12 protein-coding genes are annotated in these 15,799 nt (G+C 65.4%); 7 read left to right on the top strand and 5 right to left on the bottom strand.

Features of this window, described 5'->3' with window-relative positions:
• Nucleotides 1-87 precede the first annotated feature (87 nt).
• The 4 genes from GYK42_RS24955 to GYK42_RS24970 all read left to right on the top strand — a co-directional run bounded on the left by GYK42_RS24955 (nt 88) and on the right by GYK42_RS24970 (nt 5,833).
• The gene (locus tag GYK42_RS24955; protein ID WP_166449681.1) at nt 88-1,329 is read left to right on the top strand and encodes an efflux RND transporter periplasmic adaptor subunit; all 1,242 of its coding nucleotides are present in this window, start codon (nt 88-90) and stop codon (nt 1,327-1,329) included.
• A 3-nt stretch (nt 1,330-1,332) separates the two neighbouring features.
• A complete protein-coding gene (locus GYK42_RS24960) occupies nt 1,333-4,443 on the top strand; it encodes an efflux RND transporter permease subunit (RefSeq protein WP_166449682.1) in 3,111 nt (1,036 codons plus the stop codon).
• Between the two features lie 359 nt (nt 4,444-4,802).
• Entirely contained in the window at nt 4,803-5,525 is a 723-nt protein-coding gene (locus tag GYK42_RS24965) for an MgtC/SapB family protein (RefSeq protein ID WP_166449683.1), read from the top strand.
• Nucleotides 5,525-5,833 (top strand): hypothetical protein, encoded by a 309-nt coding sequence (locus GYK42_RS24970; protein ID WP_166449684.1) that lies wholly within the window; start codon nt 5,525-5,527, stop codon nt 5,831-5,833. The genes GYK42_RS24965 and GYK42_RS24970 overlap by 1 nt, the downstream gene beginning before the upstream one ends.
• Here the strand turns inward: GYK42_RS24970 and GYK42_RS24975 are convergent.
• On the bottom strand, nt 5,825-7,222 hold the full coding sequence (locus tag GYK42_RS24975) for an ATP-binding protein (protein ID WP_166449685.1): 1,398 nt from the start codon (nt 7,220-7,222) through the stop codon (nt 5,825-5,827). The genes GYK42_RS24970 and GYK42_RS24975 overlap by 9 nt on opposite strands.
• Nucleotides 7,215-7,895, bottom strand: coding sequence for a response regulator transcription factor (locus tag GYK42_RS24980; RefSeq protein ID WP_035821962.1), 681 nt, complete (start codon nt 7,893-7,895; stop codon nt 7,215-7,217). The genes GYK42_RS24975 and GYK42_RS24980 overlap by 8 nt, the downstream gene beginning before the upstream one ends.
• A 261-nt stretch (nt 7,896-8,156) precedes the next feature.
• Between GYK42_RS24980 and GYK42_RS24985 the strand changes: the two genes are divergently transcribed.
• The 3 genes from GYK42_RS24985 to GYK42_RS24995 are packed head-to-tail and all read left to right on the top strand — an operon-like array spanning nt 8,157 to nt 13,642.
• Nucleotides 8,157-9,281, top strand: coding sequence for an efflux RND transporter periplasmic adaptor subunit (locus tag GYK42_RS24985; protein WP_166449686.1), 1,125 nt, complete (start codon nt 8,157-8,159; stop codon nt 9,279-9,281).
• Nucleotides 9,274-12,378 carry an efflux RND transporter permease subunit gene (locus GYK42_RS24990; protein ID WP_166449687.1) on the top strand — a complete coding sequence of 1,035 codons (3,105 nt, stop codon included), beginning with the start codon at nt 9,274-9,276 and terminating at the stop codon, nt 12,376-12,378. Before GYK42_RS24985 ends, GYK42_RS24990 begins: the two co-directional genes overlap by 8 nt.
• Nucleotides 12,365-13,642 (top strand): TolC family protein, encoded by a 1,278-nt coding sequence (locus GYK42_RS24995; RefSeq protein WP_166449688.1) that lies wholly within the window; start codon nt 12,365-12,367, stop codon nt 13,640-13,642. Before GYK42_RS24990 ends, GYK42_RS24995 begins: the two co-directional genes overlap by 14 nt.
• A gap of 68 nt (nt 13,643-13,710) precedes the next feature.
• Here GYK42_RS24995 and GYK42_RS25000 read toward each other — a convergent pair whose 3' ends face one another.
• The 3 genes from GYK42_RS25000 to GYK42_RS25010 all read right to left on the bottom strand — a co-directional run bounded on the left by GYK42_RS25000 (nt 13,711) and on the right by GYK42_RS25010 (nt 15,400).
• A complete protein-coding gene (locus GYK42_RS25000; protein ID WP_046686172.1) occupies nt 13,711-13,905 on the bottom strand; it encodes a hypothetical protein in 195 nt (64 codons plus the stop codon).
• A gap of 80 nt (nt 13,906-13,985) precedes the next feature.
• Nucleotides 13,986-14,903, bottom strand: coding sequence for a site-specific tyrosine recombinase XerD (xerD, locus tag GYK42_RS25005; RefSeq protein WP_431190187.1), 918 nt, complete (start codon nt 14,901-14,903; stop codon nt 13,986-13,988).
• Entirely contained in the window at nt 14,900-15,400 is a 501-nt protein-coding gene (locus GYK42_RS25010) for a methylated-DNA--[protein]-cysteine S-methyltransferase (RefSeq protein WP_166449689.1), read from the bottom strand. The genes xerD and GYK42_RS25010 overlap by 4 nt, the downstream gene beginning before the upstream one ends.
• Nucleotides 15,401-15,799: the final 399 nt, after the last annotated feature.

Genomic DNA, 15,799 nt, shown 5'->3' on the forward strand with positions numbered 1-15,799 from the left:
CGCTACCCGAATTCCCCCGGCCCGCCGCAGGCCGGCCGCACCGAGACCTGGCGCCGAACCCCTGCGCCGCTCCTGACTAAAAAACCTATGAAAAACGAGACCCTGCCCCCCGCCTCCCCCCTTGCCGCCACGCGCCGCCGGCGCTGGCGCACGCCCGTCTTGATCCTCGTCGTGCTGGGCCTGGCCGGCGGCGGCTGGACGGTGATGCAATCGAAGCAGCAAGCCGCCAAGGCGGCCGAGCAGCAAGCGAGCAAGAAGAAGGAGCAGGAAAAGACGCCCGTGCATGAACTGGCGCAGGGCGACGTGGCCGCCATCGATGCGCGCGCCCTCAGCATCAGCCTGCCCCTGTCCGGCTCCCTGGCGCCCGTGACCCAGGCCACCATCAAGGCCAAGGTTTCCGGCGTGATCGAGGAAACAACCTTGCAGGAAGGCCAGCAGGTAGCCAACGGGCAAATCCTCGTGCGCCTGGAAGCGGCCGACCTGCGCGCCCGCCTGACGCAGCAGCAAGCCATGCTCGACGAAGCACAGGCGCGCTTGTCGATGGCGAGCAAAAACGAGGCCAATAGCCAGGCGCTGCTCAAGCAAAAATACATTTCGCAGACGGCCTACGACACGACGCAAAACTCCGTCGACCTGGCGCGCGCCAGCGTCAAGTCCGCCGCCGCCATGGTCGACATCGCCCGCATCGCGCTGGCCGACACGGTAATCCGCGCACCGATGGCCGGCATCGTCAGCAAGCGCCACCTGCAGGCCGGCGAAAAAGTCTCGCCTGACATGCCCGTCTATACCATCGTCAACCTGGCGCAGCTGACCCTGGAAGCGCCCGTGCCCAGCGCGGACATCCCCCGCATCAAGCTGGGCCAGGACGTGCACTTCAAGGTCGACGGCTTCGGCGCGCGCGACTTCGCCGGCAAGGTCACGCGCATCAACCCCACCACAGAGAGCGGCTCGCGCGCCATGCTCGTCTACATCGCCGTCGACAATGGCGATGGCGCGCTGCGCGGCGGCATGTTCGCCAAGGGCAGCATCGTCACCGAGCGATCAATCGTGGCGCCGCTGGTGCCCCTGACGGCCGTGCGCAATGAAAAGCAGGGTCCCGTCGTGTATGCGCTGGTCAACAACAAGGTCGTCGCCCAGCCCGTCACGCTGGGCTTGCGCAATGAGGATGAAGGCTATGCGGAAGTCAAATCGGGCCTGGTGCCGGGCGCGAAAGTCATCGTCGCCAAGCTCGATGGGGTGAAACCTGGCCACGGCGTGACCTTTGCCGCGCCAGCAACCGCGCCCGCCGCCCCCGCCGCGCCGGCAGCCGTGCTGGCACGGAAGGATTAAGCCATGTGGATGACCAAAGTCAGTATTCAAAACCCCGTCTTCGCCACCATGGTCATGGTTGCGCTTGTGGTGCTGGGCATATTCTCCTACCGTGGCCTGGGCGTGGAGAGCATGCCCAGCGTGCAGTTCCCGTTCGCCGCCATTGAAGTGAACTACCCGGGCGCCTCGCCCGAAGCCGTGGAAAACGACATCACGCGCCCCATCGAGGACGCCGTCAACACCGTCAGCGGCATCAAGACCATCCGCGCCAACTCGTGGGAAGGGCGCGCCGGCGTCTACCTGGAATTCGAGCTGTCGACGAACATGGACAAAGCCATGCAGGACTTGCGCGACAAGGTGGCCCTGGTGCGCCCGCGCTTCCCGAAGGAAGCCAAGGACCCGTTCATCGCCCGCGCCGAAGGCGACAACGAGCGCCCCATCGCCACCATCGTGCTCACCTCCACCGGGCATGACCTGCGCTCGCTGTCGACCATGACGGAGCAGATCATCAGCAAGCGCTTCCAGGGCGTGGCCGGCGTGGGGCAAGTCAAGCTGCGCGGCTTGCGCGCGCGCCAGATCCTCATCAGCATGAAGCCCATCGAACTCAATGCCCAGGGCATCGGCGTCGATGAAGTGATCCGCGCCATCCAGGCGACGAATACCAATTTGCCGGCCGGTTCGATCAGCCATGGCGCGGCCGAGCAACTGGTGCGCGTGGAAGGCAAGATCAAGGATGCGCGCGAATTCGGCAAGATCATCGTCGCGCGCCGCGCCGTCGGCCCCGTCTACCTGGACCAGGTGGCCACCGTCGTCGACGGCGAGCAGGAAGAACTGTCGATCTCGCGCATGAACGGCCAGCAGGCCGTGACCATGGAAATCACCAAGGTGCAGGACGCCAACGTAGTCGAAGTGGGTACCGGCATCCTGAAAGTCGCGGCCGACCTGCAAAAGACCTTGCCGCCCGATATCACCCTGCGCGTGCTGGACGACGAATCGGAACGCGTGCAAAGCCAGCTCAATAACGTCAAGCGCACCATCATCGAAGGCGCCGTGCTGACCATGGTGATCGTCTTCCTGTTCCTGCACTCGTGGCGCTCGACCATCATCACGGGATTGACCTTGCCGATTTCCGTGCTGGCCAGCTTCATCGCCATGAAGGCCTTCGGTTTTACCCTGAACTTCCTGACCCTGATGGCGCTGTCCCTGTGCATCGGCCTGTTGATCGATGACGCCATCGTCGTGCGCGAAAACATCGTGCGCCACCTGGGCATGGGCAAGAACCACTACAAGGCGGCCAACGACGGCACCAATGAAATCGGCCTGGCCGTGATGGCCACCACGTTTGCCATCGTCGCCGTGTTCGTGCCGGTGGCCTTCATGGACGGCATCATCGGCCGCTTCTTCCTGCAGTTCGGCATTACCGTGGCCGTCGCCGTTCTCGTGTCGCTGTTCGTCAGCTTCACGCTCGACCCCATGCTGTCGTCCGTCTGGCGCGACCCCGTCAAGGACCGCTTCAAGTACGTGCCGTGGCTGGGCCGTTTCATGGCCTGGATCGAGACGGGTATCGACCGCCTGCACGTCTGGTATGGCAAGGTGCTGGCCCTGGCCCTGCGCTGGCGCAAGACGACGCTGGCCACGGCCGTGGCCCTGTTCGCGGGCAGCCTGATGCTCGTGCCCATGATCGGCGGCGAGATGTTCCCCGAGACGGACCAGGGCTGGGTCAACCTGCGCTTCAAGACGCCCGTCGGCTCCAGCCTCGAATACACGGATAGCAAAGTGCGCCAGATCGAAACGGCCCTGAAGGAATTTCCCGAGATCGACAGCCTGGTGGCCAATATCGGCACGCCCGATGGCCGCAACGCGGCCGAAGTGAACCTGAAGCTGACGGACATCAAGACGCACAAGCGCCGCTCGCAGCAGGAACTGGAAAAGCTGATCCGCGAACGCCTGGCGCCGATCGCCGGCATCACCCTGTCGGTCGGCCAGCGCCCCATCTTCATCGCCATCCTCGGCACGGACGAAGGCAAGCTCGATGCCGTGGCGCACACCCTGATGGACAAGATGCGCAACATCAAGGGCCTGGCCGACATGGAGTACAGCCAGGAAGGCGCCAATCCATCGACCACCGTGAAGATCAATAACGAACTGGCCAGCGACCTGGGATTGTCGGTGCAGCAGATCGGCAATGCGCTGCGTCCATTCGTGGCGGGCGACACGGTCAGCCACTGGCTGGCGTCCGACGGGCAGAACTACGACGTCAACGTGCAGTTGCCCAAGTCGGGCCGGCAAAAGGTGGCCGACCTGGCCGACCTGTCGCTGGCCTCGAGCAAGCTTGACGCGAATGGCAAGCCCGTCATGATTCCGCTGCGCCAGGTGGTTGAATTCGTGCCGTCATCGAGCCCGCAAGTGCTCAAACGCCAGGCCTTGCAGCGCCGGGTCGCCATCTATGCGGGCACGCAGGGCCGCCCTGCCGGCGACGTCGACGCCGACGTGCAAAAGGCGATGCAATCGATCGATCTGCCGCCGGGCGTACGCTTCGACGTGGCCGGCAATGCGCAGCAGATGGCCGAAACCATGGGCGGCGCCATGATGGCGCTGGGGATCGCCGTGATCTTCATCTACCTGGTGCTGGCCTCGCAGTTCGGCAGCTTTTTGCAGCCGATCGCCATCATGGTGTCCTTGCCGCTGTCGCTGATCGGCGTGCTGGCCGCGCTGCTGATCACGGGCAGCACCCTGAACATCTTCTCCGTGATCGGCTTCATCATGCTCATGGGCCTCGTTACCAAGAACGCGATTCTGCTGGTCGACTTCACCAACCAGCGCCAGCGCGAAGGCCTGGGGCAGTTCGAGGCGCTGATGGAAGCGGGGCAAGTGCGGCTGCGCCCCATCCTGATGACCACCCTGGCGATGGTCTTCGGCATGCTGCCGATGGCCATCGGCATGGGTGACGGCGGCGAATCGCAGGCGCCGATGGGCCGCGCCGTCATCGGCGGCGTCATCACCTCGACCCTCTTGACACTGGTGGTGGTGCCCGTCGCCTACACCTACCTCGATAGCCTGGGCAAGCGCGCCGCGCGCTTCTTTGGCGGTGGCGAGCATGCGCACACCGATGCACATGCCGACGCCGCACATTAAATCAGAACCGGTCGCCTTCACCGTCCCCGCATTGGCGGGGACGACGCGGCGGCTTCCTGAAGAGAGCTTCAGTTGACCAAAGCGGCCCCACTGGCTAGACTGTCCCCGTTATCAATTGTATGGAGTGACTCGTGGGTGCTTGTTCCAGTGACAGTAGTCGATTGACCATCGGCGATCGGCCTTAGGCAAGACGCGCGCATTCCGCCCGCCCTGCCCTCGGCAAGGTGCGGTTTTACCAGCGGCGATGTCCATTCGCCGCCACTTTCCCTCATCGTTCCACCGTTATCGTCTGCTGCCCCCTTTCGGGGGAATTTTCTTCGCCCTTGCACTCGCCTGTTCCTCCCAAGCCGGGAGAAATAATGGTGGTATTTGACTTTGCGCTGCGCGTTGCCGCGGCATTGACCCTGGGCGCCATGATCGGCGCCGAACGCCAGCTGCGCCAGCGCATGGCGGGCCTGCGCACGAACGCGCTGGTGTCCGTCGGCGCCTCGCTGTTCGTGATGGTTTCCGTGCTCGAAGGCGATGCCTCGGGCCACATGCGCATCGCCGCGCAGGTGGTGTCGGGTATCGGTTTTCTTGGCGCCGGCGTCATCATGCGCGAAGGCATGACGGTGCGCGGCCTGAACACGGCCGCCACCCTGTGGTGCTCGGCCGCCATCGGCATCCTGTGCGGCCTGGGCTTCGCGCTGGAAGCGGCCATCGGCACGCTCTTCGTGCTGATCGCCAACCTCGTGCTGCGCCACCTGGCGCAACGCATCAACGCGCACGGCAGCGAAGCGGGCATCGAGACGGAAAGCATCTACCGCGTGACGGCCGTGTGCGAGGCGGAGCAGGAAGTCCAGGTACGCAATCTGATGCTTCGCATGATCAGCGGCATGCCGGCCCTGATGCTGCAATCCTTGCATAGCGAGGATGCCGCGCACGCGGGACGCATCGAAGTGCGGGCCGACCTGCTCACGCCCTTGTCCAGCCTGGGCTTGCTGGAGCAGATCGTCAGCCAGGTGAGCCTGGAAGGCAGCGTCTCGGCCGTGCGCTGGGCGCTGGTGAACAACGCGGAATTTGTCGCAGAACGGGGTGTGTGATGAAAAAGTTCTTCCTTTGGTTTGCCAAACGTGGGCCGGCTGTCGCCACCTACCGCCTGACCGTCACCTGCCCTGCGGCGCAAGCGGACCACGTCGCGCGCCTGCTGCTGGCCGAACTGAAAGGCGCGGGCCTGGCGCCGTCGCAGATGCTGCGCAGCTGGGACGAGGCAAGACAGGTGGTGCAGCTGATCGCCACGGTGCTGTGCCAGGCCGTGCAGCGCGCCGTGCTGGTGCGCTTCGTCAACCGCGCCGGCGCCTGGCCGCAAGTGCGGCAAGTGCGCTGGGAGGGCGTCGCGCCATCAATCTGAGGCGGGCAGGCGCATGAGAAACAGCGCGCCGCCTTGCGGGCGGTTCTGCGCCTCGATACTGCCGCCGTACGCGTGCACGATGGCTTGCGACAGGGCCAGGCCCAGGCCGAAACCGGGAGCCTCGCCCGCGCGCGCCTTGGCGCCTCGGTAAAAGCGCTCGAACAGATGCGGCAAGTCTTCCACGCCGATGCCGGGGCCCGCGTCGGCCACGCCGACGATCGCATGCCCGCCATCGCGCGCCACGTGCACGGTGATGACGCTGTCTGGCGGCGAAAACTTCACGGCGTTATCGAGCAGGTTGGCCAGCACCAGGTCCACGGGGCCGGCCGCCACCCGCGCGCGCGCATCCATGCCTTCGTCGAAGACGATGCGGATGCCGCGCTGCGCGGCTGCCTTTTCCAGGCGCTGCGCGGCCGCCCGCACGAGGGGATTAAGTTCAATGGTTTCCACGGCATTGCGCTCCTGGCCCACGTCCAGGCGCGTGAGCATCAACAGTTCTTCCACCAGGGTCGTCAGCCGCTGCACTTCATCGAGGCAGGACGCCAGCGCGTCGACATACTCGGGCGTCTCGCGCGGGCGGCGCAAGGTGATTTCGATTTCCGTGCGCAGGCGCGACAGGGGCGAGCGCAGTTCGTGCGAAGCGTCGGCCGTGAAGCGGCGCTGCGCATCGTAGCCGTGTTCGAGGCGGTCCAGCATGGCGTTCAGGGTATCGACCAGGCGGCCGATTTCGTCCTGCGTGCCGGGATGGGGCAGGCGCTGGTGCAGGCTGGCTTCGCCGATCGAATGGGCCTGGTCCACCACGTCGTCGATGGCGCCCAGCACGCGGCGCGTGAGCATTTCGCCAGCCAGCCCCACAGCCGCCAGCAAGGCCAGCGCCATGGCGCCAAACAGCACGGTGGCCGCGGCCAGCACGTGATTGGTGTCGTCGAGCGAACCGGCCACCTGCACGGCCAGGCCCGCGCCGGACGAGGGCACGGGAATCGACACCATGCGCAGCGGCTCTTCGCCGAACTTGGGCAGGGTCTCGAAGACGGTCTCGCCGGCCGCCAGACGTACCAGCAAAGCACTAGGCGCCGGCAGCTGCGCCGCCTCCAGATTGCGGCTGCGCGCCAGCACGCGGCCTTCGCCATCGATGATCTGCACCAGGCGGTCGAGCCGCGTCAATGACGGCGGCGCCATGCCCGGCGCCACCTCGTGCACCTGCACGGGCTGGCGCGGCGCGGCCGGCAACATGGCCATTTCCGTCTCGCCCAGCGCCAGCAGGGCCGCATCGAGCTGGCCATGCACGGCGCGCGACAAGCCCCAGTAACCTGCCAGCGCCGTGCAGGCGACGATGGCGAGGATGACGGCCAGGTGCACCAGCAACAGGCGTTTGCGAAAGCTAGCCACCGTTGTTTTCCGCCAAGCGGAAACCGCGTCCGCGCACCGTGTGGATCAAGGGCGGCAAGCCCGGTGCATCGACCTTGCCCCGCAGGTTGCGCACGTGGACGTCGATCAGGTTGTCGATGCCGATCAGGTCCGCCTGCCATATCTGCTCGGCCAGGCGTGCGCGGCTCACCACCTCGCCCGCCTGGCGCAGCAGGATCAGCAGAATCGCGTATTCCTTGGGTGTCAACACCAGCGGCGCGCCGGCCCGCGTGGCCTGGTGGCTGACGGGATCAAGCGTCAAATCGGCCAGTGCCAGCACCAGCGGGCGGCTGATGTCGGAGCGGCGCAGCAAGGCGCGGATGCGCGCCAGCAGCTCCTCGAATTCGAACGGCTTTGTGAGGTAATCGTCGGCGCCCGTGTTCAGGCCCGCCACGCGGTCGGCCGTGGCGTCGCGCGCCGTGAGCATCAGCACGGGCGTCTGGATGCCGCGCGCGCGCAAGTCGCGGCAAAAATCGATGCCCTGCTTGCCCGGCAACATCCAGTCCAGCACGATGGCGTCATAGTCGACGGCGTAGCTTTCATCCTCGCCCTCTTCCGCGCTGTGCGCCACGTCGACAACAAAGCCTTCTTCCTGCAAGCCGCGGGCCAGCAGGCGCGCCGCCTTGCGGTCGTCTTCCACCAGGAGGATTCTCATGCCTGCCTTTCGCGTCGTGCCTTGTTTTCCATGCTGGCATTTTACCGCGCCGCAGCGCGCGCACAGCGAACCTGAAGAATGATTCAGGCGTTCTTGGGCGCTTCTTCAGGAGCACATTGCTATGCTTTCCCGGCGCTGTAGTGGCACTGCCGTAGCGGCGCTTTCGCGCTGGCAGCACTGCTGCCAGCGCCCCCTCTGACCGCCCGCCTGGGCACGGCATCCACGCATGCCCCATCACCATCAATAACAAGGAAACACGGGATGAACACGACCACCCGCAACGCCCTGGGCGCCAGCTGCGCCCTCGCTCTCGCCTGCTCGGCCCTGGCTGGCTGCGCCAAGCCTGTGCCGGCGGCCACGCCACCCGTCCAGGCCATGCACCTGGACGACGGCAGCATCGCCGTCGACAAGATGTCGCCGCTGCGCCAGCGCCTGCAGAACGCCGCCGTGCAGGAACAGGAGATCGCCACGCAGACGCAGGCGCCCGGCAGCATCGAGGCGATGCCGGAAAAACTGGTGAAAATCACGCCGCCACTGGCCGGGCGCATCACGCGCTTGCAGCGTTCACTGGGCGACAGCGTGAAGGCGGGCGATCCGCTGTTCACGCTCGATTCGGCGGAACTGAGCGCCGCCTACGCGGACGACAGCAAGGCGCGCTCCGCCCTGCTGCAGGCGCGCCAGGAACTCGAGCGCCAGAAGACGCTGTTCGAGGCGGAAATCGCCGCGCGCAAGGAGTACGAAGCGGCCCAGGCGGCCTACGACCAGGCCGGCAGCGACGCCCGGGCCAGCGCCGACAAGCTGGCCCAGTACGGCGCCGGTGCTGGCGGTGCGCGCCGCGACTATGTCTTGCGTTCACCGATCGCCGGCACCGTGATCGCCATGGAAGGCGCCCAGGGCGGCTACTGGAACGATATCAACGCGCCCGTCATGACGGTGGCAGATCTCTCCACCGTGTGGCTGTCGGCCAACGTGGCCGAGCGGGACCTGGCGCAGGTGGCCGTGGGCCAAGCGACCCGCATCACGGTCGACGCCTGGCCCGGCAAGGCTTTCGAGGGCAAGGTCGCCTATGTCGGCGCCGTGCTCGATCCCGAGACGCGCACGGTGAAAGTACGCGTGGCCATCGACAACCGCGCCGGCGCCTTCAAGCCGGGCATGTTTGCCCACGCGGGATTCGCCGGCGCCAGCCGCCGCGCCCTTCTCGTGCCGGCCGCCGCCGTGCTGCAAAGCGGACCATCGACGCGCGTAATGGTCGAACGCAGCCCGCTGGTATTCACGCCGCGCACGGTGCAGGTGGGCGCCAGCCATGGCGGGCAAGTGGAAATCGTCTCGGGCCTGAAGGCTGGCGAACGCATCGTCGTCAAGGAAGGAGTGCTGCTCAATGATTGACCGTTTCATCGCTACCTGCTGCCAGCGGCGCGGCATCGTCTGGCTCGTGCTGCTGTTCGTCGCCGCCTATGGCGTCTATTGCTGGAAGCAGCTGCCCATCGAGGCTTATCCCGACATCGCCGACGTCACCTCACAGATCGTCACGCAAGTACCGGGACTGGGCGCCGAGGAAATCGAGCAGCAGATCACCATTCCCCTGGAACGCGCCCTGCTCGGTACGCCCGGCATGCACGTGCTGCGCACGCGCAGCCTGTTCGCGCTGTCGCTGATCACGGTGGTGTTCGAGGATGGCAGTGACGGCTACTTCACGCGCGAGCGGCTGCAGGAACGCCTGGCCAGCGTGAACCTGCCGTATGACGCCAAGCCGGGCCTCGATCCCTATACGTCGCCCACGGGCGAGATCTACCGCTACACCCTGGAATCGAAAACACGCTCCCTGCGCGAACTGTCCGAACTGCAGTTCTGGACCGTGATCCCGCGCCTGCAGCAGGTGCGCGGCGTGGCCGACGTCAGCAATTTCGGCGGTCTCACGACGCAATTCATGCTGGAACTCGACCCCGCAAAGCTGGACAGCTACGGCTTCTCGCTGGCGCAGGTCAAGGAGGCCATCAACGCCAACAACATCAGCGGCGGCGGCAGCGTGATCGACCGCGGCCAGCAATCGTACGTGGTGCGCGGCGTGGGCTTGCTCCATTCGCTCGACGACATGGGCAACGTCGTCGTCAGCAGCAAGGACGGCGTACCCGTACTGGTAAAAGACCTGGGCAGGCTCGCTTACGGCAACGTGGAGCGGCGCGGCATCCTCGGCAAGGATGACAACCCCGACACCATCGAAGGCATCACCCTGCTGCTCAAGGATTTCAATCCGTCCGAAGCGCTGGCGGGCATCCATGCGGCCGTGGACGACTTGAACGCCAACGTGCTGCCGAAGGATGTCAAGGTCGTGCCCTACCTGGACCGCAGCTCGCTGATCGACGCCACCTTGCACACGGTGGGATTCACCCTGGGCGAAGGCATGCTGCTCGTCGCCCTCGTGCTGCTGCTGTATCTGGGCAGCCCGCGCGCGGCCGCCATCGTCGCGCTGACGATTCCGCTGGCCCTGCTGATCGCCTTCATCTTCATGCACCATTTTAAGATTCCCGCCAATTTGCTCTCCTTGGGGGCGATCGACTTCGGCATCCTCGTCGACGGCTCCGTGGTGGTGCTGGAAAACATGCTGCGCCGCCGCGAACGGGATCAGGAACGGCCCCTGACCCTGCAGGACGCCATCGACGCCACCCTGCAAGTGGCGCGCCCCATCATGTTCGGCATGGCCGTGATCATCGCCGCCTACCTGCCCCTGTTCGCCTTCCAGCGCATCGAATACAAGCTGTTCTCGCCCATGGCGTACGCGGTGGGCGCAGCGCTCGTGGGCGCGCTGGTGGTGGCGCTGGTGCTGATCCCGGGTCTGGCCTGGCTGGCCTTGCGCAAGCCGCGCCGCATGCCGCACAACCGCGCGCTGGACCAGCTGGCGGGCGCGTATGGCCGCTTCCTCGAACGCATGGTGGGCAGGAAGCGCTGGGTGGCGATGGTGTGCGCAGGATCGCTCGCAGCGCTTGCCATCCTGGGTGGCAGTATCGGGCGCGACTTTTTACCCTACCTCGATGAGGGTTCCTTGTGGCTGCAGGTGCAGATGCCGCCCGGGATTACCCTGGACAAGGCCTCCGAGATGGCCAGCGAACTGCGGCGCGCCGCGCTGGAATTTCCCGAAGTGTCGACCATCGTCACGCAGACGGGGCGCAACGACGACGGCACCGATTACTGGACGCCGTCGCACATCGAGGCGAGCGTGGGACTGCATCCGTATAAAAGCTGGAAATCGGGCATGAGCAAGCAGCAGCTAATCGCGAAAATGAACGAGCGCTTCGCGCGCATGCCCGGTGTCACGGTGGCTTTCATGCAGCCGATGATCGACGGCGTGCAGGATAAATTGTCGGGCGCGCACAGCGACCTGACGGTAAAAATCTTCGGCAACGACCTCGATGAAGTGCGTGCCATCGCCGGCAAGGTGGCCAATGTCCTGAAGACTGTCCACGGCGCCTCCGACGTGGCCGTGGACGTCGAGCCGCCCCTGCCCAACCTGAAGGTGGAGCTGGACCGCGCGAAGGCGGCCCGCTACGGCATCAACGCGGCCGACGTGGCCGACCTCATTTCCACCGGCATCGGCGGCGCGCCCATCGGCCAGGTGTATGTCGGCGAGAAAAGCTACGACATCGCCGTACGCTTCCCGCCCGCCACACGCTCCAGCCCGGACGCCATCGCCAGCCTGAAGCTCACGGCCGCCAACGGCGCGAAGGTGCCGCTGGCGCAGGTAGCAAGCATCAGCACCACTTCGGGCGAAAGCGTGATCGTGCGTGAAATGGGACGGCGCCACATCATCGTGCGCCTGAATGCCCGCGGGCGCGACCTGGCCGGCTTCCTGGCCGAAGCGCGCCCCCTGGTAGCGCAAGCCGTGGCAGGCGAGCACCAGCGCATCAGCGTCGAGTGGGGCGGCCAGTTCGAGAACCTGCAGCGCGCGCAAAGCCGTTTGGCCCTGATCCTGCCGATGACTCTGGGAGCCATGTTTTTGCTGCTGTTTGGTCAGTTCCGCAACATGCGCCAGCCCGCGCTGGTCCTGCTGGCCGTGCCGCTGGCCATGCTGGGCGGCCTGGCCGCGCTGCACCTGCGCGGCATGACCTTGAACGTGTCGAGCGCCGTCGGCTTCATCGCCCTGTTCGGCGTGGCCGTATTAAATGCCGTGCTGATGCTGGCGCAGATCAACCGCTTGCGCGTCGACGAGGGAAAAAGCTTGCGCGACGCCGTGCTCGAAGGCGCGCGCGATCGCATGCGCCCCGTGCTGATGACGGCCACCGTGGCCGCCCTGGGGCTGACGCCGGCCATGCTGGCCACGGGCCTGGGCAGCGACGTGCAGCGACCGCTGGCGACCGTCGTGGTGGGCGGCCTGGTGACGGCCACGGCACTGACCCTGCTGCTGTTGCCGGCCCTGTATTACCTGATCGAGGCGCACCTGCAAAAACGCCAGACGCATACCGAAGGAGAGACCCATGACACGTTTTAATCTGCTGCTGGCGGCCTGGCTGATCGCCCCTTGCGCCAGCGCCGCCCCGTTGACCTTCGAGACCTACCTGTCCGCCGTGGAAAGCCACAGCCTGGAACTTCAGGCGCAGCAGGAAAGCATCACCTCGGCCAAGGCAGGCATCGGCATTGCCGGCCTGCGTCCCGACCCGGAGTTCACTCTGGGCGCCACGCGCGAAACCGTGCACAGCACCGGGCACCGTCCCGTCACGTGGAACCCGGCCATCAGCATGGCCATCGAGACGGGCGGCAAGCGCGCCGCGCGGTTAAAAGCGGCGCACAGCAATATCGCGCTGGCCGAGGAAACGGTGGCTGGCTTCAAGAGCGAGCTGTATGGCACGGCCGCCGCAGCGTTCACGGAAGCGTGCCGCACGCGCGACGTCCTCGCACGCAAGGAGCAGACCATGGCTGCCCTGTCGACAGTGGTGGAGGCGAACACCGTGCGGCGCAAGGCGGGCGACGTGGGCGGCATCGAGCTGCTGCAATCGCGCGTGGAACGCGACCAGTTCCAGACCGAGTTGGCGCAGGCGCGCAGCGAGGCGGACAGCGCCATGTTGAATTTATCACCGCCTCTAGGGCGCCAGTTCGATGCGCTGTTTCCCGACGTGCAGCTGGCCTGCGACTTCACCGCGTTTGAGAACAAGGATGCCAGCGTGCTGCTGCCGCAAGCGCTCGAGGCCCGCAACGACGTGCGCATCGCGCGCGCCACCGTCGATAATCTGCGCGACGGCGCGGCCCTTGTGCGCGCCAACCGCTCGGTCGATCCGACCGTTACCGTGGGCCTGGCCGCCGCGCGCGGCTACCATGACGGGATCGACACCAGCGGCAATCCCGTCGACGGTTCACCCCGCTCGCGCGCGCTGTCCCTCTCGCTGGCCATTCCCATCCCCCTGTCGCGGCGCGACAAGGGAGATATCGTGCAGGCGGAAGCGGGCGTCACGCAGGCGATGCTGGCGCTGCGCCAGGCGGAACTGACGACGGAAACGCAGGTGCGCACGGCGCAGCGGCAGCTGCATGCGGCGCAGGACAGGTTGGCGCGCTACCGTGACGGCGTGCTGGTCGATGCGCAAAAGGTGGTCGATGGCATGCGCCTGTCTTACGTCAAAGGCAATGCGTCGCTGCTGGAATGGCTGGCGGCGCAGCGTTCGGCCGACGAGGCCTACCAGGGTTATGTGCAGGCGCGCGCCGATGCGGCCATCGCCAGCACGCAGCTGCAACTGGCGATCGGCCAGCGGCCGCGCTTGTAGCGGGAGAAAGTAGAACGAGGAGATACCGGCGCGGCGATGGTGCCGCACCGGTCGTCAAGAACGGGGAATTACTGGGGCTGGGCTGGCGCGTCGGTGTCGTCGTCTTCCGGCTCATCACTCTCCGCACCTTCGGCACCCTCTTCGCCATCGGCCGGCTTCGGATTGTTCTTCGCTTCCAGCTTGCGTCTGGCTTTTTCCTCGGCTTTCTTCTTCTTTTCCAGCTCTTTTTGCCGTTTTTCGTATTGGAAATTTGTCTTGGCCATTTACTACCTCTTTAGTTTTTAGATGTTACAGATAAGCATATAAGCCACATTATGACGTAGTTGGAGCAAACACCAAATGTTTAGCCGCGTGGATGGTGCTGCGCATGCAGCAGTTTCAGCCGTTCGCGGGCCACATGCGTGTAAATCTGCGTGGTGGAAATATCGGAGTGTCCCAGTAACAATTGCACAACACGCAAGTCCGCGCCATGGTTGAGCAAATGCGTGGCGAACGCGTGGCGCAGGGTGTGCGGCGACAGCGGGGCCGTGATGCCGGCGCTCAACGCATGTTTCTTGATGATGACCCAGAACATTTGCCGCGTCATGGCGCCGCCGCGCCGCGTGACGAACAGCGCGTCGTCCATTTGCCCGTCAAGAATGATGCCGCGCGCTTCCTTCAGGTAGCGCTCGATCCACAGCCGCGCCTGTTCGCCGAACGGCACCAGCCGCGTCTTGCTACCCTTGCCCGTGATGCGCAGCACGCCATCATTGAGGCTCAGTTCCACGGATTTCAAGTCCACCAGCTCCGACACGCGCAAGCCGCTCGCATACATAAGTTCGAGCATCGTGCGCTCGCGCAGGCCCAGCGGCGTGCTCACGTCGGGCGCCGCCAGCAAGGCTTCCACCTGCGCTTCGCTCAGGGTATGCACGAAGCGCGCGGGCTGCTTGGCCGAGACCATCTTCAGGCACGGATCGGCCGCGATATGCTTGTGCCGCAGGGCCAGCTGGTAAAAACGCTTGAGCACGGACAAGCGCCGGTTCGACGACGTGGCCTTGCTCTCGTCGTGGCGGGCGGCAAAATACGCTTCGATATCGACCGTGGCAACTTCGTACAGACCCTCGCGTCCGGGCCGCGCCACTTCCAGCCAGCGGGCAAACAAACGCATGTCGCGCCGGTAAGCGTCCAGCGAGTTTTTCGACAGGCCGTCTTCCAGCCACAGGCTGTCGCAGAATTCATCGATCAGGGTGGCGTTGTCGGGGGCCAGCAGGCTGTTCATCATAGGTAAGCCGCCACGCCTTCATGCGCCAGCAGCCAGCGCTTGACGCCCAGGTGAAATCCCGTCGCGTCGTCGTGGTGGGCAAAGCCGCCCAGGCCGCCAGCGGCCGTGACCCGGTGGCAGGGGATCACCACGGGAAACCAGTTGGCGCCGCAGGCCTGGCCCACGGCGCGCGGCGCCGAGCCGATCAGGCGCGCCACGTCGCCATAGGTGCGCACCTGGCCGCGCGCAATGCCGCTGATCGCCGCCCACACTCGTTGCTGGTAGGCGCTGCCCGAAGCGGCCAGCGGCAGGTCGAAGACATAATCAGGATCGCGGAAATAGCGCGCCAGTTGCTGGCAGGCCCGCTCGGAGACGGCATCCTGCGCGTCTTTTTCCGCAAAGTGCGGCGGCAGGTAGACCAGTTCGCATACCTGGCCATCGTGCGCACGCACGCCCATGGCGCCGAACGGCGCGGCCACGATGGCGCTGAACAGTTCACTGCCCTGTTGTTTTTTCATCTGCTGATCATTATTCAAGTGTGGCATATATGCAACCTGCCGGCGCGGGAAACGGCGCCACGGGAATTATGCACCGTCTTTGGGCGTGCCGGCGGACGTTTCCTGCGCACGAAAAAAAAGCGCACCAGTCGGTGCGCTTCAAATATTGCTTCACGTTCCCGGTCGTTTGGGTCCGCCGGTGCCGGCTTGTGGCCGCAGACAGCTATGACTCAACAACTTCTGTGAAACGTGTGTCTCCTCAATATATCCCCGGTATCAATACCGTTTTTATAGACCACTCCCCCACTAACTTTGTTACCAATTCTGTATTTCAGCCTTGCTACCAGGGCGTATATGCATATACGTGTTTCCCCTTAAGGCTGCCCATCATAGCGCATTTATTCGGCCGTATCGACTTTT

Origin of the sequence: Janthinobacterium lividum, from assembly GCF_011601275.1 — a bacterium.
In the GTDB taxonomy this organism is placed as follows: Bacteria; Pseudomonadota; Gammaproteobacteria; order Burkholderiales; family Burkholderiaceae_D; genus Janthinobacterium; species Janthinobacterium lividum_E.